This window comes from Salegentibacter salegens (assembly GCF_900142975.1).
Taxonomy (GTDB): Bacteria; Bacteroidota; Bacteroidia; order Flavobacteriales; family Flavobacteriaceae; genus Salegentibacter; species Salegentibacter salegens.
On record NZ_LT670848.1, the window covers coordinates 3,948,505 to 3,974,999 of the forward strand.

Genomic DNA, 26,495 nt, shown 5'->3' on the forward strand with positions numbered 1-26,495 from the left:
AAAGTTCCTGATATTGTATAGAAGTTTAATTAGTAGAAAATTGCATAATTTAAAATGAAAAAGATAAAAGAAATCCATATAAACTGCGATTTAGGCGAAGGCGGCGATTTTGACGCCGAGCTAATGCCGCATATCTCAGCCTGCAATATTGCTTGCGGCGGTCACGCCGGAAACCTGGACACCATGCTGCAAACTATTAAACTTGCTGTGGAGCATGGAGTAGAAATAGGAGCGCATCCTTCGTATCCTGATAAGGAGAATTTTGGGAGAAAACCAATGAAGATTTCTGCGGAAGGATTGCAGCGTTCTATAGTTGCGCAAATTTTAAGTTTGAAACAATTGGCGGAAGCAGAAGGGATAAAACTCACTCATGTAAAACCTCATGGAGCACTTTATAACGAAGCCGCGAAAGATGAAAAAACAGCTAAAATTATCATTGATTCTTTACTGGAATTAGATCAAAATTTAGCACTATTTTGTCCGCCAAAATCATTAATTTCTGAACTTGCAAAAGGTCAAATCCCAATCGTTTTTGAAGCATTTGCAGACCGGAATTATGAGCCTGATTTAAGCCTGGTTTCACGTTCAAAATCTAACGCCTTGATAAGCGAAAAAGAGGCTGTTTATGAACATCTTTTTTCTATGTTTTCTGAAAGGAAAATTACTTGTGCAAACGGTGCTAAAATTAGTTGTAACGCCACTACTTTTTGCCTGCATAGTGATACTCCAAATTCAGTTGAAATTATTAAATTTTTAAAGCAAAAATTTGCTGAACACAACATAAAAATTAAGAATACAAAATGAGCGATTTTCCTAAAATAATGCCGATGGGGGAGCGGGGGATTCTGATAGAATTTGAGCCTGAGATTAATGAAAAGCTTCTGGAAAAGCTTCTTTTTTATAGGGAAAAATTGGAAGAATTTTATAATGAAGTAAATGTTGAAGTAATCAATACATACAACTCGTTGTTAATTAGTTATATGTTTAGTATAGAAAACCTCTATGGCGAGGTTTCGGCGGTTAAAGAGTTGTTTGGTGAAGCTAAGATAGGAAAAATAAATAACCAACAAATTTTCCATTTGCCGGTTTGCTATGAAGATGAATTCGGTTGGGATCTGGAACACATCTCCAAAGAAAAAAACCTCTCAAAAGAAGAAATTATTGAGCTTCATACCAAAGCATTTTACACGGTTTATTTTACCGGTTTCTTACCCGGATTTCTATACCTGGGAGGACTGGATAAGAAGCTTCAAATTTCCCGTAAAAGCCAGCCCCGAATGAAGATCGAAAAAGGAGCTGTTGGCATAGGTGAAAACCAGACCGGGATTTATCCAAAATCCAGTCCCGGCGGATGGCAAATTTTAGGCAATTGTCCGGTTCAATTTTTTGATAAAAATAACGATCCGCCCTGTGAAATTTCTGCCGGTGATAAAGTGAAATTTTATTCGGTTTCTAAAGAACAATTTGAAGAAATTTCGAAGCAAATTTCCAAAGGTACTTTTCAACTAAAAAAAGAAAATTATGAAGGCTGAAGTTGAAATTTTACATCCGGGATTATTTTCAACAATCCAGGATTTTGGTCGTCGTGGATTTCAAAAATACGGAGTTCCTTTAAGCGGAGTGATGGACAGAATCGCTTTAAAAACCGCCAACCTTATTTTGCAAAATCAGGCCGATGCCGCGGTGATGGAAATTACCCAAATGGGACCAAAGCTCAAATTTTCAGCTGCCACAAAAATTGCGATTAGCGGCGCTAATCTTTCTCCAAAATTAAATGATGAAGAAATTGAAAATAATGAAGTAGTAAAAATTAGGGAAGGAGATATTTTATCTTTTGGAAGGCCAGAACTTGGAATGCGTTCTTATTTAGCAATTCTCAACGGATTTAAAACTGAAAAGGTCCTGGGAAGCCGAAGTTGGTACGAAGACATTACCAGCCATGAAAAGCTCGAGAAAGGAATGCAACTGCAATACGAAGCTTCTGAGGAAGAAAAATACGAGACTCACGCTGCGATAAAGTTTGATGACGAATATTTGAATTCTGTAGAAATTGAAGTTTTTGTTGGCCCAGAGTTTAATAAACTCACCGAGACTCTAAAAAGTCATTTACGACAGAGTAATTTCAGCATAGATAAAAATAATAATAGAATGGCGATCCAGCTTAGTGAGATCTTAGAAAACGAACTGGAACCTATTATTACCGGTCCGGTGCTTCCCGGCACGGTTCAACTTACTCCCGGCGGAAAATTAATCGTTCTTATGCGCGATTGCCAAACTACGGGTGGTTATCCAAGGGTTTTGCAGTTAAGCGAGAAAGGAATTAATATGATGTCGCAGAAAAAGGCAGGGGATAAGATTAGGTTTTTGTTTAAATGGTGATCTTTCTTAAAACGTCTTGCTGAATTTATTTCAGCATCTAACATGGTAGACCCTGAAACAAGTTCAGGGTGACGAGATATTTGAAGGAGAAGATAAGAGGATAAATAAAAATTCCCCTTTGGGGGCTAGGGGGCTTTTTACTAATAAAAAAGTGCCGTCGTGGTTTACTAGAAGCCTGATTACCCTACCAATCAGACTCCTCACCATTGACGACACTTTTTTGCCCCAAAACATTTTAGCTAACTAAAATGACTATGTCAAATGTAGAAGATAAGAATCCTCGTCACAAGGGGAAAAATCCCCTTTCTTCAAAACGTCATGCTGAAATTATTTCAGCATCTAACATGTGAGACCCTGAAACAAGTTCAGGGTGACGAACTATTTGAAGGAGAAGATAAGAGAATAATGAAAAATTCCCCCTTTGGGGATTAGGGGGCTTTTATCCCGATGTAAAATCGGGATTAGTTTGCTCTAGAATATTCATTGCGGACCAAGGCCTTAGAAGAAATATTTTTAATTCCGAGGCAAGCCTCGGATGATTAAATCGCGATTATTGAGTAAAACTTCAAGACTCTTAATGACTAAATCTGTAGTTTAATTGTACGATTCAGAAGATAAATAACATTCCCCCTTCGGGGGTTAGGGGGCTTTTCACTAATAAAAAAGTGCCGCCCGGTTTACGAAAAACCTGATTACCCTACCAATCAGATTTTCCACCATTGACGACACTTTTTTGCCCCAAAACACTTTAGCTAACTAAAATGACTATATCAAAAGTAGAGGATAACTACACTTTTTACAAGGGGAAAAACCCCCTTTTTTCAGAACGTCATGCTGAATTTATTTCAGCATCTAACATGTTAGACCCTGAAACAAGTTCAGGGTGACGAACTATTTGAAGAGGAAGATAATAGGATGCATAAAAACAACCTCTTTGGAGACTAGGGGGCTTTCCTGCGCACAGTGACTTGAAAAAAATTTTCATGTATTCGTGGCAAGCCTTAACACCAACACTAAACAACAAACGAAAAACAAAGAACTGCTAATCAAAGATTTGCCAAACAGAAAAATTCCCCTAAATTTACCTTAACAAAAAATTAAGTTTTAACCAACCAACCAACTTAAAATGAAAAAACCAAAAAAATGTATTAGCGTTAAAGAAGCGCGTAAGGAACAGGACGAATGGGTGAAGACCCGTGGAAAAGATATTAGGGACGCCGAGGGTTATGAAGATACCCGCGAATTCTGGTATAGCCTAGACGAATTACAGGAATACCTTGATTACGTAAAGGAGAAATCTAAAGAACAGGGTATAGAGAAACCGGGAATTCGGTTTTATTTAGGGGCTTATCCTAAAACTAAAGAGAAAAAAAGTTATACGACCATGTTTCTCTCGCCCACCAAAGAAGCCAAGGGTGAAACTGAAACGGCTGAGAAAGATTCTGACCCTAATAATTATGAAATTGAGCCTTATAATACTATTACTTCAGGCTGGCCTCCAAACAATTATTAATGCAAATTCTTATATTTCTGGTAATTTTGCTCGAAGGTTTTGCGGCAATCTCAGGCCTTTATTATTATAAGAAAAAGCCGACCGATAAAGGGGTCGGCTTTTTTGCTTATTTTTTACTACTAACATACTTTATTGAAATCATAGGAACAATTCCAACAATAATCTATTGGAATGAACCGCTACATTACCTTAAGGGAACCTTTTGGTATCAAAACTTTTGGCTGCATAATCCTCATCTGATTATAAGTTTTGTTGTTTATATACTTTATTTTAAGTGGAATATTTCAAGTAATAAAACAAGAAAATTTATTGATAAAGCTTTATTATTATATGTGATAATTTGCATTATTAATTTAATATTTTCAGATGTATTTTTCCAGAGTAATTCAGTTGTTACTTATTTATTGGGAAGTTTTTTTCTGCTGGGAGTTATTTTCTATTATTACTTTGAAATTTTACTGAGTTCTAAAATTCTAAATATCAAAAGGGAAATTAGTTTCTATATTTCCTTTCCTGCACTTCTGTTTTTTTTAACTACAACTCCTATCATTATTTATTTTAAATATTTTAATAATAAAAGTCCGGAATTTGTGGAGATGAGTGGTTCGGTTATGATCGCAATGAATATATTTATGTATAGTGCTTATAGTATTGCCTTTTTATGGTTGGCCAATAAGAGAAAACCAACTTCTAAGAATTTAAAAAATGCTTTCTAAAGAAGAAATTTTACTCATTATCTATTTTGTGGTAGTCATCTTGCTGCTAACAGCCTTTGTGATCGTTTTTTTTGTGGTGTACCAAAGGCGTAAAAATAAAATGCTGCAAGAGCAATTTGAGGCTAAACAGCGTTTTGAGCGGGAAATTTCCCAATCGCGTTTAGAAATGCAGGAACAAACTTTAAAGAATGTAGGTTGGGAGTTGCATGATAATATTGGTCAGTTACTTTCTGTTGCCAAAATGCAGCTCAATATTTATTCAAAAAAGCTACCTGCAGCCGAGCAAAACTCTGTTTCAGAAATTAAAGAAACCGTGGCGAATTCGCTTCAGGAAGTGCGATCGCTTTCAAAATCCTTAAACAACCAGGTGATTGGTTATGCCGGTTTGGTGGTTTCGGTAGAAAATGAACTGGCAAGGTTTCAGCGTATGGGCGTTATCGAAACTCAGTTGGAAATAACCGGCGAAAAACAGGAAATTCCGCAGCAACACAGCATTATTTTATTCAGGATACTTCAGGAATTCTTTTCTAACGTGATCAAGCACGCGAAGGCTTCAGCATTAAGTGTCCATATTACTTTTGCTTCCGAAGAAATTATTATTACTGCAAAAGATAACGGGCAGGGGTTTGATATGGAAGCGGTGAAGAAGAATTCAGGATTATTCAATATGGAAAGCAGGGCAGTGCTGATACAGGCAAAGTTTAAGATGGAAACTTCTATAGGCGTGGGAACTTCCTTATCTTTACGTTATTCTTTAAAGGGGCAACAAGATGAATAATACGGTAGCAATTGTAGACGATCACACCTTATTTGCGCAATCCTTAAAAAATATGGTGAACTCGTTTCCGGAATATGAAGTGGCGGGAATTCATAAAAATGGCAAGGAATTGGTCACCCAATTTGAGGCGAACCAACCCAAACCAGACCTGGTTTTACTGGATATTAGGATGCCAATAATGGATGGCCCTGAAACGATGAGTTGGCTTAAAGAAAATTTTCCCGACCAAAAAGTTTTGGCGCTTACTATGGAAGACGATGAGGAAACCGTGACTTTTATGGTGAAATTGGGTTGTCGCGGTTATTTGTTAAAAGATATAGATCCCGATGAGTTTAAGTTTGCCCTGGATGAAGTGATAAAAGAAGGCTTTTTCTATAGCGATGCGGTTTCTGAAGCCATTAAAAATAAGAATAAAGAAAATAAACTCGTTAACCTTACCAAACGTGAACTGGAATTTCTTAGCTTGGCTTGTTCTGAAATGACCTATAAAGAAGTGGCGAACGAAATGAACCTTAGCCCAAAAACCATAGATGGATATCGTGAAAGTTTGTTTCATAAACTAAACGTAAGAAGTCGAACCGGTTTGGTTTTGTATGCTATTAAACACAGGATTTTGTTGTTGTAAGCTTCTTGCACCTCTATTTTAACGTCATGCTGAACTCGTTTCAGACTTTATCCCGAATTTTCTTCGGGAATCCAGGAATGAAATAAGTGAGCTGTATTTTTTGAGAATTAAAAACAGCCTATACCCTGAAATAAATTCAGGGTGACGAATTCCACGTCATGCTGAACTGGTTTCAGCATCTAACATGATTTGTGTTCTCCACAACTTAGACCTCCGAATAAATTTCGGAGCAGGCTCTGAAATCAATGTGACGTGCGTGAGATTCTTTTTTCACCTCTTGTTGAACTCATTTTTAATATTTTTCCACGTCATGCTGAACTTATTTCAGCATCTAAGATGAAAAGTAGTTAAGCTCTACTTAGACCCTGAAACAAGTTCAGGGTGACGTCAAACTTAAGGGTGACGTTTAACGCAGATAGGACACAATTCCGAAAAATTATCCGTGAATTCGTGGCAAATCACTTTCCCATTTTTAAACCATTACTTTCTGCTGTATCTTCGCAATCTCAAAAAAATAATGTCGTGAACGAAACTCCCAAAATTGAACTTCGAAATTTAAAGCTTAAAGATTATCAGGAACTTAAAGTTTCTATGATAAAGAGCTACCAGAAAATGCCAGAGGAATACTGGAGTAAAGACGAAATTAGGAACCTGGTCAATAAATTTCCCGAAGGGCAGTTTTGCATAATTATAGACAATAAAATTGCCGGCTGTGCACTTTCTATCATTATCGATTCTAAAAAGTTTGATGAAGATCATACTTACGATGAAATTATTGGTGGTGAAAATTTTTCTACCCACACTAAAAACGGTGATATTTTATACGGAATAGATGTTTTTATTCATCCAGATTACCGCGGAATGCGCTTGGGAAGACGTTTATACGAAGCCCGAAAAGAGGTTTGTGAGCAGCTTAATCTAAAATCTATTGTGTTTGGTGGGCGTATTCCTAATTACGCGACATATTCTAAAGAACTCACCCCTAAAAAATATATTGAGAAAGTAAAACTGCAGGAAATTCATGATCCTGTGTTGTCTTTTCAGCTTTCTAACGATTTTCACGTAAAAAAAGTAATTAAAGGCTATTTGCCCGGTGATGCCGAAAGTAAGGAATATGCGGTATTAATGGAGTGGAATAATATTTACTACACCAAAACCACTAAATTGATTGATACGCCCAAAACCGTAGTTCGGCTTGGTTTGGTACAATGGCAAATGCGACTTTTTAAGGATTATGATGCGCTGGTTTCACAAATTGAATTCTTTGTAGATGCGGTAAGTGATTATCAGAGTGATTTTATTCTTTTTCCTGAATTGTTCAACGCGCCACTTATGGCCGAATTTAACGAGTTAACTGAACCTGAGGCTATCCGTGGACTTTCAACGTATACCGAACGTTTGCTGGAAACCTTCCAGGAATTTGCGGTGAATTACAATATAAATATCATCACCGGAAGTATGCCTATGGTGATTGGTGAACATATGTATAATGTTGGTTTTTTATGTCGCCGCGACGGAAGTTATGAGCGTTATGAAAAATTACATATTACTCCGGCTGAAGAATCGGCCTGGGGAATGAAGGGCGGTAGCAAACTCCAAACCTTTGATACCGATTGCGGAAAAATTGGTGTACTAATTTGTTATGATATTGAATTTCCTGAAGTTGGCCGAATTTTAGCCGAAGAAGGAATGAATATTCTTTTTGTTCCATTTATGACCGATACGCAAAACGGATATTCTCGTGTAAAAATATGCGCACAGGCCAGGGCGGTAGAAAATGAATGTTATGTTGCCATTGCAGGATCTGTAGGGAATTTACCCAAAGTAAATAATATGGACATCCAGTATGCTCAAAGCGCGGTATTAACGCCTTCAGATTTCGCATTTCCCGTAAACGGAATAAAAGCCGAAGCCACCCCAAATACTGAAAGTACCTTATTAGTAGATGTAGACCTGGATCTACTAAAAGAGCTGCACGCTTTTGGAAGTGTTAGAAATATGAAAGACAGGAGGAAGGATTTGTATTCTTTAAAGAAGAAAAAGTAGGTTTCAGTAAGCAGTCTCAGTTTTCAGTAGGCAGTTTTGCTCGTTATCGAGAGCGCGGAACGAGCGCGGCGATCTGCCCTTAGAAGGAAGGGTTTTTCTCAATAGATTGCTTCAGTTGTCCCTCCTTCGCAATGAAGCTTGTTTTTTTCTGCACTTAGCGAGGCCAGGGCCGTGGTAATCTCTTCTGAAAAAGATAGTGATCTTCGAGGATCGGGTGGAATTATCAAATTATTAGAAATTCACCCGAAAACACTCAAAAAACAAAAAATACCCTAATAAATTAAGAATACTTCAATAGCCCGAAATTCTTGAAATTTTGGGCTTTTTAGTATTGAAATTTTTCCTCTCCAAAAAGTCTTTTCAGCTATCGTAATTAAAACAGGTTTAAAATACTGATAAACAGCTATTTAAATCTGTTATTTTTATTCCGAAAGTAGTGCTTTTTATTCCGAAAATACTGCCTTGACAACTTATCGGCTTACTTTTAATCTTTAAATCACACGAAGAAGAAATAAGTAATGCATAACAAATTCAGTAAAGTTTTAACACAAAGCGATTCGCAACCGGCATCACAGGCAATGTTGCACGCAATAGGTTTAACCAAAGAAGATTTTAAAAAACCATTTGTTGGTATTGCCAGTACCGGTTACGAGGGCAATCCGTGTAATATGCACCTTAACGATTTGGCTAAATTGGTTAAAAAGGGCGCTAATGAGAATGAGCTTGTTGGTTTAATTTTTAATACCATCGGTGTTAGTGACGGGATTTCTATGGGAACCCCGGGAATGCGATATTCGCTGCCATCTCGCGATATTATTGCTGATTCTATGGAAACGGTAATTCACGCGATGTCTTACGATGCATTGATCACCGTGGTGGGATGCGATAAAAATATGCCCGGTGCGCTTATGGCAATGTTAAGAATTAACCGTCCGTCAATTTTGGTTTATGGTGGTACAATTGCTTCCGGTTGTCATGACGGTAAAAAACTGGATGTAGTTTCCGCTTTTGAAGCCTGGGGTGCAAAAACTGCTGGAGATATAGATAAAGAAGAATACGAAAGCATTATAGAAAAAGCTTGTCCCGGCGCAGGTGCCTGCGGTGGGATGTACACCGCGAATACCATGGCTTCGGCTATTGAAGCTTTGGGGATGGCTTTACCCTATAATTCTTCTAATCCAGCGGTGGGTGAAGAAAAGAAAACCGAGAGCGAAGAAGCAGGAAAGGCGGTTCGTTTACTAATTGAAAAAGATATTAAACCCCGCGATATAGTGAATCGTAAATCGCTGGAAAATGCTATTCGATTACTTACCGTTTTAGGTGGATCTACAAATGCGGTATTACACTTTTTGGCTATCGCGAAATCAGCTGAGGTTGATTTTAACTTAACCGATTTTGAAAAAATATGTGATAGTACCCCGTTTTTGGCTGATCTAAAACCAAGCGGAAAGTACGCGATGGAAGATGTTCATAGAATAGGCGGAATTCCCGCGGTTCTAAAATATATGCTGAAAAACGATATGCTTCACGGCGACTGTTTGACCGTAACCGGAAAGAGCTTAGCTGAAAACCTGGCTGATGTTCCAGATATGGAAGAAGGCCAGGATGTATTTAGACCTTTGGATAACCCGATAAAGAAAACCGGGCATATCAGGATTCTCTACGGAAACCTTGCTGAAGGCGGTTCTGTGGCGAAAATTACCGGAAAAGAAGGTTTGCAATTTACCGGAACAGCTAAAGTATTTAATAGTGAATATGATGCTAACGATGGAATTTCAGAAGGAAAAGTAAAAAAAGGAGATGTCGTCGTCATTCGGTATGAGGGCCCAAAAGGTGGTCCTGGAATGCCGGAAATGCTTAAGCCTACTTCAGCAATAATGGGTGCGAAACTCGGCAAAGATGTGGCTTTGATTACTGATGGAAGATTTTCAGGCGGAACCCACGGTTTTGTCGTCGGGCATATTACCCCGGAAGCCCAGGAAGGTGGTTTGCTGGCATTCCTGAAAGATGGAGACCAGATTACCATAAATGCTGAAACTAATAAAATTGAAGTTGCGCTTTCAGCAGAAGAAATAGAGAAAAGAAAAGAAAATTGGAAAGCCCCCGCTTTAAAATTTAATAAGGGTGTGCTTTACAAATATGCAAGAACGGTTTCATCGGCCTCACAAGGTTGTGTTACCGACGAATTTTAATAAGGTGAATTATGGAAGTTAAAACAGCTAGTTTCGAAAAAACAGCTTCTCCAAAAACAACCACGGTTTCAGGAGCTGAAGCGGTGATAAAATGTTTGTTGGAGGAAGGGGTTGATACGCTTTACGGCTATCCCGGCGGAGCAATTATGCCCGTCTACGATGAATTGTACAAATACCAAACCCAAATTCACCACGTCCTCACGCGCCACGAACAAGGCGCTACTCACGCTGCACAGGGTTATGCCAGGGTAAGCGGGAAAGTAGGTGTTGCTATGGCGACTTCGGGTCCCGGAGCCACCAATTTGGTGACAGGAATTGCCGATGCACAAATAGATTCTACACCCATGGTATGTATCACCGGGCAGGTAGGTTCACATTTACTGGGAAGCGATGCTTTTCAGGAAACCGATATTATTGGGATTTCCACACCAATCACCAAGTGGAATTATCAGGTGACTAAAGCTGAAGAAATTCCGGAAGTTTTAGCAAAAGCTTTTTTTATAGCACGTTCAGGAAGACCGGGACCTGTGTTGATTGATATTACAAAAGACGCGCAGTTTGCTACGCTAGATTTTTCATATAAAAAATGTTCAGGGATTAGAAGTTATAAACCTAAACCTGAAATTAATCTATTAGAAGTAGAAAGAGCTGCCGAAGCGATAAATAATGCCAAAAAACCTATGATCATTTTTGGTCAGGGAGTGATTTTAGGCGGTGCCGAAGAACTTTTTAAACAGGTAGTAGAGAAATCGGGTATTCCCGCTGCGTGGACCATTTTAGGACTGTCAGCTATGCCAACAGATCATCCGTTGAATGTGGGAATGGTTGGAATGCACGGCAATTATGGTCCGAATGTATTAACCAACGAATGTGATGTTTTAATCGCTATCGGGATGCGTTTTGACGACAGGGTAACCGGAAATTTGGAGAAATATGCCAAACAGGCTAAAGTGATTCATTTTGAAATAGATCCGGCTGAAATTAATAAAAACGTTTACGCCGATATTCCGGTTTTGGGGAACGTAAATGAAACCCTAAAAATCTTATTGGAGCTTTTAAAACCGAATAAACACGAGGCCTGGCATCAAAAGTTTAAAGATTATTATCAAATTGAATTCGATAAAATCATTAAAAATGATTTAAATGCTGAGCGTGGAAAAATCGGAATGGCAGAAGTTATTGATGAGATCAATAAATGCTCAAAAGGAGATGCTGTAATCGTTTCAGATGTTGGTCAGCATCAAATGGTGGCCTGTAGGTATTCAAAATTCAATCAAACCAGGAGTAATGTTACTTCCGGTGGACTTGGAACTATGGGATTTGCACTTCCAGCTGCAATTGGTGCTAAAATGGGTGCGCCAGAACGCGATGTGGTAGCAGTAATTGGCGATGGTGGTTACCAAATGACTATCCAGGAATTAGGAACTATTTTTCAAACAAAAGTTCCGGTAAAAATCGTGGTTTTAAATAACGATTTCCTCGGAATGGTGCGCCAGTGGCAACAGTTGTTTTTCGAAAAGCGATATGCTTCCACAGAAATGGTAAATCCCGATTTTATAACGATTGCCAAAGGATATCATATTAAAGCCAAACAGGTAAGTGAGCGTGAAAATTTGAAAGATGCGGTTAAGGAAATGATGGATTCTAAAGAAGCTTATTTCCTTGAAGTAAAAGTTGAACAGGAAGAAAATGTATTCCCAATGGTGCCTACCGGGGCTTCAGTTTCTGAAATAAGATTAGAGTAATGGAAAAGAAAAATTTCACCGTTTCGATTTATACCGAAAACAACATAGGCCTTTTGAGTCGTATTGCGGCTATTTTTCAGAAAAGGCATATTAATATTGAGAGCATTACCGCTTCTAGAAGTGAAGTAAACGGGGTGATGCGCTTTATAATCGTAGTACAGGTCACAGAAGATCAGGTAAAAAAGATCGTTGGACAAATTGAAAAGCAAATAGAAGTAATTAAAGCTTTTTACCATACCGATGATGAAATGATCTACCAGGAAACCGCCTTGTATAAAGTAAATTCAGCCGATTTTGTTGAAGATCTTAATATTCAGGATTTTATAAAAGGATCTAACGCACGCATCGTGACGGTTACCCCAAAGTTTTTTGTCATTGAAAAAACTGGAAAACGTCATGAAACCGATAGTCTTTACGAAAAATTAAAACCTTATGGATTGATGCAGTTCGTACGCTCTGGCACTATTGCAGTGACCAAGAACGAAATGCCAATCTCGAACATTTTAGAACAATTTGATACAACCAATTAAATAAAAGTGATGACGAATTATTTTAACAGTCTTTCTTTACGTGAACAATTAGCCCAACTGGGAACCTGTAGGTTTATGGGTAGTGATGAATTCAGCGACGGAGTGGCTGCTTTAAAAGGAAAAAAAATAGTAATTGTGGGCTGTGGTGCGCAAGGCTTAAATCAAGGTTTAAATATGCGCGATAGCGGACTGGATATTTCTTATGCGCTTCGGGAAGGAGCCATCAAAGAAAAACGCCAGTCTTTTAAAAACGCCTCAGAAAATAATTTTAAAGTTGGGACCTATGAAGAATTGATCCCAACCGCCGATCTGGTGATTAACCTTACGCCAGATAAGCAACATACCTCGGTAATAAAAGCCATCCAACCGCATATTAAAAAAGATGCGGTGCTTTCTTATTCTCACGGCTTTAATATCGTGGAAGAAGGAATGAAAATTCGGGAAGATATTACCGTAATTATGGTGGCGCCAAAATGCCCTGGAAGTGAAGTTCGTGAAGAATATAAACGTGGTTTTGGAGTGCCGACTTTAATTGCGGTACATCCTGAAAACGATGCGCAGGGAATTGGTTTTGAATGGGCTAAAGCTTATGCCGTAGCCACCGGAGGAGATAAAGCCGGGGTTTTGGAATCTTCTTTTGTAGCTGAAGTAAAATCTGATTTAATGGGGGAACAAACCATTTTATGCGGAGTGCTGCAAACTGGATCTATCCTGAGTTTTGATAAAATGGTGGCTGAAGGAGCAGAACCTGCTTACGCTGCGAAATTGATTCAGTATGGTTGGGAAACTATTACCGAAGCTTTAAAGCACGGTGGGATCACCAATATGATGGACAGGCTTTCAAATCCTGCCAAGATCAAGGCCGATGAGATTTCCGAAGAATTAAAAGAAATTATGCGTCCACTTTTTCAAAAGCATATGGATGATATTATTTCTGGAGCCTTTAGCAGCAGAATGATGGAAGACTGGGCAAACGGCGATAAAGAATTGTTGGAATGGCGCGCTGCAACCGGGGAAACTGCTTTTGAAAAAACTGAAGCGACTTCAGCAGAAATAAAAGAACAGGAATATTTTGATAAAGGAGTATTGTTGGTAGCCTTTGTAAAATCGGGCGTGGAACTGGCTTTTGAAACTATGGTAGAAGCAGGAATTATTGCCGATTCGGCTTATTACGAATCGCTGCACGAAACTCCGCTAATCGCCAATACCATTGCGAGAAAGAAATTGTTTGAAATGAACAGGATAATTTCTGATACCGCGGAATATGGTTGCTATTTATTTGATCATTCGGCAAAACCTTTAATTAAAGATTATGTAAATGCTTTACCAAAAGAGGTGATAGGCCATTCTTTTGGAACCGATTATACCGGAGTGGATAATCAGCAGTTAATAGCCATTAATGATGAAATTAGGCAACACCCTGTGGAAAAAGTAGGAGGAAAGCTTAGAAAAGCGATGACTGCAATGAAAAAAATACAGGAATAAATTATGGATACTTTGCTGGCAGATAAAAAAATATACAAACCTCAATTAGCGGCGGTTAAAGAAGCAGCTGAGCGGATTTCTAAAGTGGTGGTAAAAACACCCTTGATGCAATCTTTTACCTATAGCAAAAAGTTTTCAGCTAATGTTATGCTGAAAAGGGAAGATTTGCAACAGGTGCGTTCTTATAAAATTCGCGGGGCTTACAATAAAATCTCGAGTCTTCCGCAAGATCAGTTAGCTAAAGGGGTGATTTGTGCCAGCGCCGGAAATCATGCGCAAGGTGTAGCTTTTGCTTGTAATAAATTGCAGGTGAAAGGCGTAATCTATATGCCAATTACCACACCCAGGCAAAAAGTAGAACAAACAAATATGTTTGGTGGCGAGTGGGTTAAAGTGGTTTTAAAAGGGGATACTTTTGATGATTCTTATAAAAGTGCTATTAAACATGGTGATAAAAAAGGATTGGTTTTTATACATCCTTTTGATGATGAAAAAGTGATTGAAGGCCAGGCCACTATTGGGCTGGAAATCTTGGAACAGGCAACTGAACCTATAGATTATGTTTTCGCCCCACTTGGGGGTGGCGGACTTTTAGCCGGATTGTCATCAATGTTTAAAGAACTATCACCAAATACAAAGATAATTGGTGTAGAGCCGGAGGGCGCACCTTCTATGACCTCTTCTTTAAAAGAAGGAAAATTGGTAGAATTAAAATCTATTGAACGGTTTGTAGATGGTGCCGCGGTGCAAAAAGTGGGAACCCGAAATTTTGAGATTTGTAAAGAAAATCTTGATCACATGATCACGGTACCTGAAGGTAAGATTTGCCAAAGTATCCTGGATCTTTATAACCAGGATGCAATTGTGGTAGAGCCAGCGGGAGCTATGGCGATAAGTGCGCTCGATTTTTTTGCCGAAGATATTAAAGGTAAAAACGTGGTATGTATTGTAAGCGGCAGCAATAACGATATTACCCGAACTGCAGAGATTAAAGAACGGGCTCTTTTATATGCCGGTTTAAAGCACTATTTTGTAATAAGTTTCCCACAGCGTGCAGGTGCTCTGAAAGATTTTCTGGATAAGGTTTTAGGTCCTAAAGACGATATTACACATTTTGAATACTCAAAGAAGCATCATCGTGAAAATGCCCCAGCAGTTGTGGGGATAGAATTAAACGATCCTGCAGATTTTGAGCCATTGGTTGCCAGGATGAAAGCGAAGAATTTTTACGGGGAATATCTCAACGATAAGCCTAATTTGTTTCAATATTTAGTATAAATATTTTGTTGGTTAAAATAATTATGTACATTTACAATATGCTTTCAATGAAACAAATAATATTTCCCGTTTTTCGCTTCTTCCCGCGCCGCCGCAGGTAAGAAGTAAAACTATTATTCTATTTTAATATTATTTGATTTTAATTATAACTTGAAAGATCCACAAAACATACCAGCCAATTTAAATTTCAGAATTACTTCTGAAATCACACCAATTCGCCGCCGCTTCCCGCGTCGCACGTTTGTGCGTGTATAATTTAATGGAACTTAGGTGAGTCCGGTTCCCCTTTCAAAAAGAACAAATCAAATTTTATTTTCTCATTAATTCTTTAGCTAATGAAGATTATCATTGCTAATAAATCTCACGCTCAATACGCTGAGATTATTTGTACCACTATAGAAGAATCTGCAAAGGTTCGAGGCACCGGCATCGCCCGGCGAACTCCCGAATACATCATTGGAAAAATGGAAAAGGGGAATGCAGTTATCGCTTTAGACGGCGATAAATTCGCCGGATTCTGCTACATCGAAACCTGGAGCCACGATAGGTATGTGGCCAATTCCGGACTTATTGTACATCCCGATTATAGAAATCAGGGGTTAGCCAAAGAGATCAAGGAAGTGGTTTTTAACCATTCCAGGAAAATGTATCCAAATGCTAAAATCTTCGGGATCACTACCGGTCTGGCGGTGATGAAAATAAATTACGAGCTGGGATATCAGCCTGTAACCTTTTCTGAGTTAACCGATGATGAAACTTTTTGGAAAGGTTGCCAAACCTGTAAAAATTACGATATCCTTACCAGGACCGAACGAAAAATGTGCCTCTGTACCGGGATGATGTATGACCCTGAAAGAAAAAAAGATTCCAAACAAACGCAGAAAAAGGAAAGTTTGAATGATAAAGCTTTTAAAAGGTTAAAGAATATAAAACAAACCTTGTTTTATAAAAAGGAGAAAAACGACAGTTAGAAATTAAATTTATTGATCGTCAAGCTGAACCTGTCACTTCGAGCGTAGTCGAGAAGTCAGCTTCTAAGCTAGTTAGATCCTGAAATAAGTTCAGGATGACGTTAACATAGTAAATCAGTCAAATGAAAAAAGTAGTTATAGCATACAGTGGAGGTTTAGACACTTCTTACTGCGCAAAATATTTATCTAAAGAAGAAAATTTTGAAGTCCACGCAGTTAGTGTAAATACCGGGGGATTTTCAGAAGAAGAGATTAAAAAAATTGGAGAAAACGCGCAAAAAATTGGGGCAAAGACCTATAAGAATATTGATGCGGTTTCCTCATTTTACCAGAAAGTGGTAAAATATTTAATCTTCGGAAATGTCTTGAAAAACAATACCTATCCGTTATCAGTAAGTGCAGAAAGGATTGTACAGGCCATCGAGATCGTGAATTATGCGAAAAAGATCGATGCGAAATATATTGCCCACGGTAGTACAGGTGCTGGAAACGACCAGGTGAGGTTTGATATGATCTTTCAGATTATCGCTCCGGAAATTGAGATAATCACTCCTATTAGGGATAAGCAACTTAGCCGTCAGGAAGAGATTGAATACCTGAAACAAAATGGCGTGGAAATGAATTGGGAAAAGTCGAAATATTCGGTAAACAAAGGCCTTTGGGGAACCAGCGTAGGGGGAGCCGAAACGCTCACTTCAGAAAAACCTTTGCCTGAAAGTGCCTATCCTTCCCAACTACAGGAAAAAGAACCAAAACAGATAAGTTTAAAGTTTACCAAAGGGGAACTTTCCGCAGTAAATGGAAAAGAAAATACGCCTGAAAAAAATATTGAAATTCTTGAAAATATCGCTTCAAAATATGCGATAGGCAGGGATATTCACGTGGGCGATACGATTATAGGGATTAAAGGAAGGGTTGGTTTTGAAGCTGCTGCGGCCTTAATCACTATCAAAGCACATCATTTGCTGGAAAAGCACACGCTTAGCAAATGGCAACTGCAGCACAAGGATTATATGGCCAATTGGTACGGCACACACCTTCACGAAGGTTTGTATCTGGATCCCGTAATGCGCAATCTGGAAGCCTTTTTACAAAGTTCGCAGGAGCAGGTGAACGGTGATGTATTCGTGACTTTGCATCCTTACCGATTTACTTTAGACGGAATTTCTTCGGAAAACGATTTAATGAACAGCGGATTTGGAAATTACGGCGAAGAAAATAAAGCATGGACTGCAGATGATGCAAAAGGATTTATCAAAATTCTATCGAATGCCGGGAAAATTTACCAACACGTAAAAGAAGGGAAATGATTAAAGCAGGAATAATTGGAGGTGCGGGGTATACGGCCGGCGAACTTATCAGGATACTAATAAACCACCCTGAAACTGAACTGGATTTTGTTTACAGCACTTCCCAGCCCGGAAAACCTGTGGCAGGAGTACACCAGGATTTACTTGGTGAAACTGAGCTTCAATTCAGCGGCGAGATCAACAAAAATGCAGATGTGGTTTTTCTATGTTTAGGACATGGAAATTCGATAAAATTCCTTGCTGAAAATCAGTTCTCAGAAAAGACTAAAATCGTAGATCTAAGCACTGATTACAGGATGAGCGGCGAACATTCCTTTGTGTACGGTCTTCCTGAATATAATAAAGGAAAGATCAAAAAAGCTAGTTTTATAGCCAATCCCGGTTGTTTTGCCACGGCTATTAGCTTAGCTATTCTACCACTTGCCAAAGCTGGATTATTGCATGATGATGTTCATATCAATGCGGTTACCGGGGCAACGGGTGCTGGCACCTCACTTTCTGCAACTACGCATTTCACCTGGAGGGATAATAATTTTTCCAGTTACAAGGCTTTCGAACATCAACATTTAAATGAAATAGGGCAGAGCCTAAAACTACTTCAGAATTTTAAACTCCCGGAAATTAATTTTATACCGAACAGGGGAAATTTTTCAAGGGGAATCCATGCTACAGCTTACACAAAATTTGAAGGCAGCCTGGAGGAAGTAAAAGCGATATATGCTGAAGCTTATCAGGATTCGGCTTTTACGTTTGTTGTTGAAGAAGATTTACATTTAAAGCAAGTAGTGAATACCAATAAATGTCTCTTGCAATTACAGAAATTCGGCGATAAGATTTTGATTACCAGTGTGATTGATAATTTACTGAAAGGTGCTTCAGGACAGGCTGTTCAAAATATGAATTTGATGTTTGGTTTTGAAGAAACCGCCGGCTTAAAATTAAAAGCGAGTTATTTTTAATGAGATATGCCACTAATACACGAATTTAAACGTCATTACGAACGCAGTGAAGTAATCTCACAATTTATAACTAGTAATTGGAGATTGCTTCTCCCGATAAAAATCGGGATCGCAATGACGAGTTTTATAAAGGTTTTTTACAGAATATTAGTGAATTCGTGGCAAGAATAACCAACTAAAACCAAAAAAATGAAAATAGCTATTATAGGAGCTGGGAATCTCGGACTTTCCATTGCAAAAGGACTTATTGTAAACAATGCGTTTACCACTTTGTACCTCACCAAAAGAAAAACTGAAGAAATTCAGGAGTATGAGGAATATGCCAAGGTTAAGGTCACAAGTGATAATAGGGAAGCGGTACAAAATTCAGACATCCTGATTTTTGCGGTGCAGCCTACACAAATGGAACGGATTCTGGAAGAAATTAAAGACGATCTTCATGAAAAGCACGTCTTAATATCTACAATTACCGGATTTAAAATCGCTGCTATTGAAGCTATTGTTGGGGAAGAACAGTTTATTGTTCGCTCAATGCCCAACACGGCAATTGCGGTGGGAAAATCTATGACCTGCCTTTGCAGTAACGAAAAAGGCAAGAAACGCATCGCTATTGCTGAAGCTATTTTTAATCGTTTGGGAAACATTATAATTATACCAGAAAATAAAATGCAGGCTGCCACGGTAATCTGTGCCAGTGGGATCGCATTTTGGATGCGGCTTATTCGCGCTACCACCCAGGGAGCGGTACAACTTGGTTTTGATGCAAAAGATGCACAGCAACTGGCCATGCAAACCTGTTTGGGTGCTTCCAGCTTGCTTTTAGAATCTGGTAAACACCCCGAAGAAGAAATAGACAAAGTAACCACGCCACGTGGCTGTACGATTGAAGGTTTGAATGAAATGGAACACAATGGCCTTAGCTCGTCTTTAATAAAAGGAATACAGGCTTCATTTAAAAAAATAAACACGATAACAACCGATTAACTATGGACTTATTTGATGTTTATCCGCTTTACGATATCACGCCGATAAAAGGTGATGGCGCTTATGTGTTTGATAAAGAGGATAGGAAATATCTTGACCTATATGGTGGTCACGCTGTAATCTCGATTGGTCATTCCCATCCGGCTTATTTAAATGCAATTTCTAAGCAAGTGTCGAAACTGGGTTTTTACTCCAATTCGGTTAAAAATCCTTTACAAAATAAACTTGCCGATAAGTTGGAAAAAGTTGCAGGAATAAAAGATTACAGCCTGTTTTTATGTAATTCGGGTGCTGAAGCAAACGAAAATGCTTTGAAAGTCGCTTCTTTTCAAACTGGGAAAGACCGGGTTATTTATTTTGAAAATGCTTTCCACGGAAGAACATCAGGAGTGGTTGCGGTGACCGATAATGAAAACATCAAAGCACCCTTCAATCAAAACCATAAAGCTACAAAACTTGCTTTTGAAGATATTGAAGCTCTTGAAAACGAGTTGAAAAAGGGCGATGTGGCTGCGGTTATTTTTGAGGTGATACAGGGAGTTGGTGGTTTGGATGAAGCTTCAACTGAGTTTTACCAAGAAACGGCTGAATTATGTAAAAAGTACCATTCGGTTTTAATTGCCGATGAAGTGCAGTCGGGTTACGGCAGGACCGGTGATTTTTTCGCTTTTCAGAAACATGAAATTCAGCCTGATATTATTTCTATTGCGAAAGGAATGGGCAATGGTTTTCCCATTGGTGGGATTTTAATAGATAAAACTATTGAAGCAAAATCAGGAATGTTGGGAACTACTTTTGGAGGAAATCACCTGGCCTGCGCGGCAGGAATTTCGGTTTTGGATATTATTGAAAAGGAAAACCTTTTAAAAAATGCCAGCGAACTTTTTGAATATGTAAAAGAAAAAGCGGCTGAAAATCCACAGATAAAAAAGATCAAAGGTCGCGGATTGATGATTGGTTTAGAATTCGATTTTGAGATCGCGCAAATAAGAAAAGAGCTTTTATTTAAACATCAAATCTTTACGGGTGCTTCTGCCAACAAAAAGCTGTTGCGAATTTTACCGCCTTTAAATATTAAAAAGGAACATTTTGATGAGTTATTTAAAGCTTTAAAGATTGTTTTAGACTTGAAATAATACAAGAAGCGCTTTTAAAAAAAAAATCGTCAAGCTGTCCCGAGGTTTCGGGATTGTTTCAGCTTCTAATATGTTAGATCTCCGAATAATTTCCGGAGCAGGCTCTGAAACAAGTTAAGGATGACGAGGTTGAGAACTTTTAGATCGCTTGAAAAGAAGAAAATAAAATGAAGAATTACACAGAATTATCAGATATAAAAGATTTGCAGCAATTAATCACCGAAGCGCTGGAGTTAAAAAAAGCTTCCTCTTCGCTGGAAATAGGCAAAGGGAAAACCCTGGGAATGCTGTTTTTTAATCCGAGTTTGCGAACGCGCTTAAGTACCGAAAAAGCGGGGAAATTGCTGGGTATGGATGTAATGGTAATGAATGCCGGAAGCGATAGTTGGAAACTGGAGTTTGAAGATGGAGCTATAATGGATTCTGATAAAGCTGAACATATTAAAGAAGCGGCCGCCGTATTATCGCAATATTGTGATATTATCGCGGTGAGGGCGTTTCCGGATTTAAATGATAAAGAAAAAGATGAAGCCGAAACGGTATTAAATAGTTTTAAAAATTATGCATCAGTACCCGTTGTAAATCTCGAGAGCGCTACAGGCCACCCATTGCAGGCACTTACCGATGCCATTACTATTACAGAATTAAAGAAAAAGGACAGGCCAAAAGTTGTGCTTAGCTGGGCGCCACATCCAAAAACTTTGCCGCAAAGTGTTCCAAATTCTTTTGCTGAAATAATGCAAAAGCTGGATGTTAATTTTGTGATCACCAATCCTGAGGGTTATGATTTGAATCCTGAAATCACGAAGAATATCCCGATAATCCATAATCAGGATGAAGCTTTAAAAGATGCCGATTTTGTGTATGTAAAGAACTGGAGCAGTTATGAAAGTTATGGACAGAAACTAAGCGAAGACAGAAACTGGACTTTTTCAGCAGAAAAATTAATGCAAACCAATAACGCAAAAGTAATGCATTGTCTACCGGTTAGAAGAAATATGGTAATTGCTGATGAAGTTCTGGATTCTGAAAATTCTGTGGTAATTCAGCAAGCGGGAAATCGCACTTTTGCTGCTCAGGCAGTGTTAAAAAGGATTCTAGAAGAGAAGGTAAAGCAAACCGAATTAGGTAAAAATGCTTAAAATCTCGACGCGGCTCGAGTTGATCATAAAGAACAAATGAAAAAAGAGGTTTTAAAAGTCATAAAAATAGGAGGGAAGCTCATTGAGAATGAATCGAAATTCGCCGAATTTTTAAATGATTTTGTTGATTTAGAAGGTCCGAAAATTCTTGTTCATGGTGGGGGAAATCTTGCTACCGAAATTGCAGGAAAGCTAGGTTATAAAACCCAAATGTTTGAGGGGCGTAGAATCACTGATGTCGATTCGATTAAGGTGATCACTATGGTTTATGGAGGTTTTATCAATAAAAATATTGTTGCCAAACTTCAGGGGCTTCAAACTAATGCAATTGGTTTAAGTGGTGCAGACGGGATGAGTATTATTTCTAAAAAACGTCCTGTGAAGGAAGTCGATTTCGGCTTTGTTGGGGATGTGCAGAAGGTGAATTCTAAGTTTATCGATTCCCTTTTAAAACAAAATATCACTCCCGTTTTTTCGGCTATTTCCTGTACAGAAGAAGGATTGCTTTTAAATACAAATGGCGATTCTGTAGCTGCAGAAATCGCTAAAGCAATGAGTTCAATTTATGAAACCGAACTATACTTCTGTTTTGAGAAAAAAGGCGTGCTTGCAAATGCAGAAGACAATGATTCGGTAATTGAAAATATCACCCGTAAGAAATATCAGGAGTTATTGAAAGAAAAAGTAATTAGTGATGGAATGTTGCCCAAATTGCATAACTGTTTTGAGGCTTTAGAAAGCGGCGTTAAGAATATATGTTTGGGAGATTTCAGGCTGCTAAAAAAAGAATCTGTTTATACTAAAATAAGTAACGAATGAAGCTCAAAGAATTACAGAATGATGCGATAGAATTACTTAAAAAACTCATTGCGACCCAGTCTTTTTCTAAGGAAGAAGATAAAACGGCCGATTTGCTGGAAGGCTGGTTTAAGGAAAAGGAGATGACTTTTTATAGGCATTTAAACAATGTTTGGGCTACCAATAAGTACTTTGACCCAGACAAACCCAGCTTGCTTCTAAATTCACATCACGATACGGTAAAACCGAATTCAGCATATACTCGAGATCCATTTGAAGCTAAAATTGAGGACGGAAAGTTATATGGTTTGGGCAGCAATGATGCGGGTGGTTGCCTGGTTTCTTTACTTGCGACTTTTACCTGGTATTATGATACCAAAGATTTAAAATATAACTTAATCTTCGCTGGAACCGGGGAAGAAGAAATTAATGGCCAAAACGGGATTGCCTGTATGTTGCCGAAAATGCCAGAAATAGACGTAGCAATCGTAGGTGAGCCTACTTTAATGCAATTGGCAATTGCCGAAAAAGGCCTTGTAGTTTTTGATGCTAAAGTAAAAGGCACACCTTCACACGCGGCACATCCTAACGATAATAATTCGATTTATAAGACTGCTAATGTTTTGAAATGGTTTGAGGAATTTGATTTTCCGAAGGAATCTAAAGCTTTGGGGAAAGTAAAACTTACGGTAACCCAAATTAATGCCGGAAGCCAACATAATGTAGTGCCGGGTCACGTAGATCTGGTAATTGATGTTCGGGTGAACGATGCTTATTCCAATGCTGAAATTGATCAAATTCTTCAGGAAAAAGCACCTGTAGATGATATTACAGCGCGTTCACTTCGGTTAAACTCGTCTTCCATTCCTCCAGATCACGAACTGGTTAAAGCAGGAATTGCCTTGGGAATGGAAACCTATGGATCGCCTACGCTTTCAGATCAAGCTATGCTGAATTGCCCTTCTTTAAAATTAGGTCCGGGAGATTCTACCAGGTCGCATTCTGCAGATGAATTTATTTATGTAAAAGAAGTGGAAGAAGGGATTGAGAAGTATGTTCGGTTGCTGAAAAGAACTTTAAAAGAATAAACAAATTAATTAAATCTCACAGGTTTTAAAAACCTGTGAGATCTGGAAATAAGACGAAACTATGAAACTCTGGGATAAAGGATTATCTATAGATAAAAAAATAGAAAAGTTTACGGTAGGAAACGATCGTGAGCTGGATATGCATATTGCTGAATACGATTTAAAAGCTTCAAAAGCGCACGCCAGAATGCTGGGAAAAGTTGGGATTCTTAATTCAGACGAAGTTGAAGATATTGAAAATGAACTGGCTAAACTTCAGCAACAACTTGAAAACGGAACTTTTGAGATTGAAGAAGATTTTGAAGATGTACATTCGAAAATTGAATTTGAACTTACAAAAGCTTTAGGCGATACCGGAAAGAAAATTCATACCGCCCGCTCCAGGAACGACCAGGTTTTGGTGGCGATGCAATTGTATTTTAAAGAAAATCTACAGGAGATTTCTGGTAAAACGAAGCAATTGATAGATATTCTTTTAGATCTTGCAGATGAACATCAGGAAAAATTAATTCCCGGGTATACACATTTACAGGTAGCGATGCCTTCAAGTTTCGGCTTATGGTTTTCGGCTTATGCAGAACTGCTTGTAGACGACCTTTATTTATTGGAAGCCGGTTTAAAAGTTGTAGACCAGAATCCATTGGGATCAGCGGCAGGATACGGTTCTTCATTTCCTATAGACCGGGAATTTACTACCAAAGAGTTGGGGTTTTCAACTTTAAAATATAACGTAGTAGCCGCACAATTGGGACGTGGAAAATGTGAGCGAACGGTAACCTCGAATATCGCTTCGGTTTCCAATACGCTTTCCAGGTTTGCAATGGATATTTGTTTGTATATGAGTCAAAATTTCGATTTTATCACTTTTCCCGATGAGCTTACTACCGGCTCCAGTATTATGCCTCACAAAAAGAACCCTGATGTTTTTGAATTGATTCGAGGGAAATGTAATAAGCTACAAAGCATTGCCAACGAGATGATCTTAATCACCAATAATTTGCCGAGTGGTTATCATCGCGATTACCAGTTGATAAAAGAGAATAGCATTTATGCGGTTGAAAATATTAAAGAGATTCTGGATATATTTATCCATTCCATCGCTTTAATTAAGGTGAAGGATATCAATTTGAAGGATGAAAAATATAAATATTTATTTACGGTAGATAGCATCAACGATTTGGTAATGCAGGGAAAATCATTTAGAGAAGCTTATCAGATTATTGGCGGCCAGGTTCAGGAAGGAACTTATGAAGCTGCGGAAGGTAAGAAGCATTCTCATTTGGGAAGTAAAGATAATCTTGCGCTGGAAGAGATTAGGAGAAAAAAGGATCAGGTTTAGACTAGGTTATTCAATAATAGCTCCGTTAGAAGCGAAATATTTTTAGAAATAGGAACAGGATGAATGTGAGCTCCATAGGAGCGTCACTTTTTGTTAATTCTTCCGGTATTTTAAGAAACACACCGAAAATAAGATCCCGACTAAAGTCGGGATAGTTCTACCAGCACTAGACAGACGTCTTCTCAAACGCCTGTCTAGTGGGTATCACTAAAAAACCTCCCGCAAAACCACACGAAATGCGAGAGGTCAAAACATAAATGAAGAAAAATAATCTTAAATAATAGTCATTTGCCTGAGGTTTAGATTTTCGTTGTTAATGCTAATATTATCAACTTCACTGATAAGCCCCTCAAGGAAATCACCCACTTTCTCCGTGGTATAATGGTTGTCTTTGTTAATGTCTATGGTGCAAACATTTAGCTTAATGCTAAGTTCTACCGCTTTTTTCACCGCTTCAGCTTCTTCTATAAGTCCGAAATGCTCTAAAAGCATGGCTGAAGATAAAATGGAAGCTACCGGGTTTGCAATTCCTTTTCCGGTTGCCTGCGGATATGACCCGTGAATAGGTTCAAACATCGCGCTTTCTTTTCCTACCGATGCAGATGCGAGTAAGCCGATGCTTCCGCCAATTACGCTGGCTTCATCTGAAAGGATATCGCCAAACATATTTTCCGTAAGAATTACATCAAATTGGGTCGGATTCAAAATCATTTGCATTGCGGCATTGTCTACAAAAAGAAAATCCAGTTCTACTTCGGGATATTCTTTACCAATTGCGGTAACTGTTTTACGCCATAACCTGGAGGTCTCCAATACATTGGCTTTATCTACCAAAGTTAATTTTTTTGAACGCTTTTCAGCAGCTTTAAAAGCCAGGTGAGCCACCCGGGAAATTTCTTCTACCGAGTAGGTGCAAACATCGGTAGCGCTTTGGCCATCTTCGGCAGTAAATTTATCGCCAAAATAAATTCCGCCAGTAAGTTCTCTGTAAATTACCATATCGGCACCGGCAATACGATCTGCCTTTAAAGGCGATTGTTCTATAAGTTTGTCGTAAGCCTTTACGGGCCTAATGTTAGCGAAAAGTCCGAGACCTTTTCTTAATTGCAAAAGCCCCTGTTCAGGTCTTACTTTAGCATCTGGGTTATTATCGTATTTTGGATGTCCTATCGCCCCAAATAACACAGCATCAGATTTCTTGCACAATTCCAGCGTAGCTTCAGGTAACGGATTGTCCAGCAAATCTATTGCTGCCGCACCTACCAAGGCGTCTTCAAATTGAAAATGGTGATCGAAACGATCTGCTACAGCTTTTAAAACTTTTACTGATTGCTGTGTAATTTCGGGGCCTATCCCGTCTCCGGGCAAGACTGCTATTTTTAATTTCATTTTTCTTCTTCTTTATGTGTGGTTATTTTTTATTTAGAAACGTCTCAGATTTTTAATCTTCGTCAAGCTGAACTTGTTTCAGCTTCTAACAC

The 26,495-nt window shown here is 38.5% G+C and carries 23 protein-coding genes; 22 read left to right on the top strand and 1 reads right to left on the bottom strand.

Features of this window, described 5'->3' with window-relative positions; all coding sequences use genetic code 11:
- Positions 1–54: 54 nt before the first annotated feature.
- From pxpA to argH, 22 genes are all read left to right on the top strand, one after another.
- Positions 55–804, top strand: coding sequence for a 5-oxoprolinase subunit PxpA (gene pxpA / locus B5488_RS17525; RefSeq protein ID WP_231919770.1), 750 nt, complete (start codon positions 55–57; stop codon positions 802–804).
- Positions 801–1,532 carry a 5-oxoprolinase subunit PxpB gene (gene pxpB, locus B5488_RS17530; protein WP_079736436.1) on the top strand — a complete coding sequence of 244 codons (732 nt, stop codon included), beginning with the start codon at positions 801–803 and terminating at the stop codon, positions 1,530–1,532. Before pxpA ends, pxpB begins: the two co-directional genes overlap by 4 nt.
- The gene (locus tag B5488_RS17535) at positions 1,522–2,379 is read left to right on the top strand and encodes a 5-oxoprolinase subunit C family protein (RefSeq protein WP_079736437.1); all 858 of its coding nucleotides are present in this window, start codon (positions 1,522–1,524) and stop codon (positions 2,377–2,379) included. Before pxpB ends, B5488_RS17535 begins: the two co-directional genes overlap by 11 nt.
- A 1,126-nt stretch (positions 2,380–3,505) precedes the next feature.
- A complete protein-coding gene (locus B5488_RS17540; protein WP_079736438.1) occupies positions 3,506–3,892 on the top strand; it encodes a hypothetical protein in 387 nt (128 codons plus the stop codon).
- Positions 3,892–4,608 carry a hypothetical protein gene (locus B5488_RS17545; protein ID WP_079736439.1) on the top strand — a complete coding sequence of 239 codons (717 nt, stop codon included), beginning with the start codon at positions 3,892–3,894 and terminating at the stop codon, positions 4,606–4,608. Before B5488_RS17540 ends, B5488_RS17545 begins: the two co-directional genes overlap by 1 nt.
- Complete coding sequence (locus B5488_RS17550) at positions 4,598–5,386, top strand: sensor histidine kinase (protein WP_079736440.1); 789 nt, start codon at positions 4,598–4,600, stop codon at positions 5,384–5,386. The genes B5488_RS17545 and B5488_RS17550 overlap by 11 nt, the downstream gene beginning before the upstream one ends.
- On the top strand, positions 5,379–6,011 hold the full coding sequence (locus B5488_RS17555; protein WP_079736441.1) for a response regulator transcription factor: 633 nt from the start codon (positions 5,379–5,381) through the stop codon (positions 6,009–6,011). The genes B5488_RS17550 and B5488_RS17555 overlap by 8 nt, the downstream gene beginning before the upstream one ends.
- A 522-nt stretch (positions 6,012–6,533) precedes the next feature.
- A complete protein-coding gene (locus B5488_RS17560) occupies positions 6,534–8,057 on the top strand; it encodes a bifunctional GNAT family N-acetyltransferase/carbon-nitrogen hydrolase family protein (RefSeq protein ID WP_037320845.1) in 1,524 nt (507 codons plus the stop codon).
- Between the two features lie 518 nt (positions 8,058–8,575).
- Positions 8,576–10,249: a dihydroxy-acid dehydratase gene (gene ilvD, locus B5488_RS17565; RefSeq protein WP_079736442.1), complete on the top strand. Its 1,674-nt coding sequence runs from the start codon at positions 8,576–8,578 to the stop codon at positions 10,247–10,249.
- An 11-nt stretch (positions 10,250–10,260) separates the two neighbouring features.
- Positions 10,261–11,994, top strand: coding sequence for a biosynthetic-type acetolactate synthase large subunit (gene ilvB, locus B5488_RS17570; protein ID WP_079736443.1), 1,734 nt, complete (start codon positions 10,261–10,263; stop codon positions 11,992–11,994).
- On the top strand, positions 11,994–12,524 hold the full coding sequence (ilvN, locus tag B5488_RS17575; RefSeq protein WP_079736444.1) for an acetolactate synthase small subunit: 531 nt from the start codon (positions 11,994–11,996) through the stop codon (positions 12,522–12,524). Before ilvB ends, ilvN begins: the two co-directional genes overlap by 1 nt.
- A 9-nt stretch (positions 12,525–12,533) precedes the next feature.
- Positions 12,534–14,009 carry a ketol-acid reductoisomerase gene (gene ilvC, locus B5488_RS17580; protein ID WP_079736445.1) on the top strand — a complete coding sequence of 492 codons (1,476 nt, stop codon included), beginning with the start codon at positions 12,534–12,536 and terminating at the stop codon, positions 14,007–14,009.
- A gap of 3 nt (positions 14,010–14,012) precedes the next feature.
- Complete coding sequence (gene ilvA, locus B5488_RS17585) at positions 14,013–15,287, top strand: threonine ammonia-lyase IlvA (protein WP_079736446.1); 1,275 nt, start codon at positions 14,013–14,015, stop codon at positions 15,285–15,287.
- A 335-nt stretch (positions 15,288–15,622) separates the two neighbouring features.
- Positions 15,623–16,258, top strand: a complete 636-nt coding sequence (locus tag B5488_RS17590) for a GNAT family N-acetyltransferase (RefSeq protein ID WP_079736447.1) — start codon at positions 15,623–15,625, stop codon at positions 16,256–16,258.
- A 122-nt stretch (positions 16,259–16,380) separates the two neighbouring features.
- The gene (gene argG, locus B5488_RS17595; protein WP_079736448.1) at positions 16,381–17,568 is read left to right on the top strand and encodes an argininosuccinate synthase; all 1,188 of its coding nucleotides are present in this window, start codon (positions 16,381–16,383) and stop codon (positions 17,566–17,568) included.
- Positions 17,565–18,527, top strand: coding sequence for an N-acetyl-gamma-glutamyl-phosphate reductase (argC, locus tag B5488_RS17600; RefSeq protein WP_079736449.1), 963 nt, complete (start codon positions 17,565–17,567; stop codon positions 18,525–18,527). Before argG ends, argC begins: the two co-directional genes overlap by 4 nt.
- 189 nt (positions 18,528–18,716) lie before the next feature.
- A complete protein-coding gene (gene proC / locus B5488_RS17605; RefSeq protein ID WP_079736450.1) occupies positions 18,717–19,511 on the top strand; it encodes a pyrroline-5-carboxylate reductase in 795 nt (264 codons plus the stop codon).
- Positions 19,512–19,513: 2 nt separating this feature from the next.
- On the top strand, positions 19,514–20,647 hold the full coding sequence (locus B5488_RS17610) for an aspartate aminotransferase family protein (RefSeq protein ID WP_079736451.1): 1,134 nt from the start codon (positions 19,514–19,516) through the stop codon (positions 20,645–20,647).
- Positions 20,648–20,814: 167 nt separating this feature from the next.
- Positions 20,815–21,789: an N-acetylornithine carbamoyltransferase gene (locus B5488_RS17615; protein ID WP_079736452.1), complete on the top strand. Its 975-nt coding sequence runs from the start codon at positions 20,815–20,817 to the stop codon at positions 21,787–21,789.
- Between the two features lie 36 nt (positions 21,790–21,825).
- Positions 21,826–22,608 (top strand): acetylglutamate kinase, encoded by a 783-nt coding sequence (gene argB, locus B5488_RS17620; protein ID WP_079736453.1) that lies wholly within the window; start codon positions 21,826–21,828, stop codon positions 22,606–22,608.
- The gene (locus B5488_RS17625) at positions 22,605–23,675 is read left to right on the top strand and encodes a M20 family metallo-hydrolase (protein ID WP_079736454.1); all 1,071 of its coding nucleotides are present in this window, start codon (positions 22,605–22,607) and stop codon (positions 23,673–23,675) included. The genes argB and B5488_RS17625 overlap by 4 nt, the downstream gene beginning before the upstream one ends.
- Before the next feature lie 61 nt (positions 23,676–23,736).
- Positions 23,737–25,014 carry an argininosuccinate lyase gene (gene argH / locus B5488_RS17630; protein ID WP_079736455.1) on the top strand — a complete coding sequence of 426 codons (1,278 nt, stop codon included), beginning with the start codon at positions 23,737–23,739 and terminating at the stop codon, positions 25,012–25,014.
- Between the two features lie 273 nt (positions 25,015–25,287).
- On the opposite strand, the gene leuB is transcribed toward argH, so the two are convergent.
- Positions 25,288–26,403, bottom strand: a complete 1,116-nt coding sequence (leuB, locus tag B5488_RS17635) for a 3-isopropylmalate dehydrogenase (protein WP_079736456.1) — start codon at positions 26,401–26,403, stop codon at positions 25,288–25,290.
- Positions 26,404–26,495 lie beyond the last annotated feature (92 nt).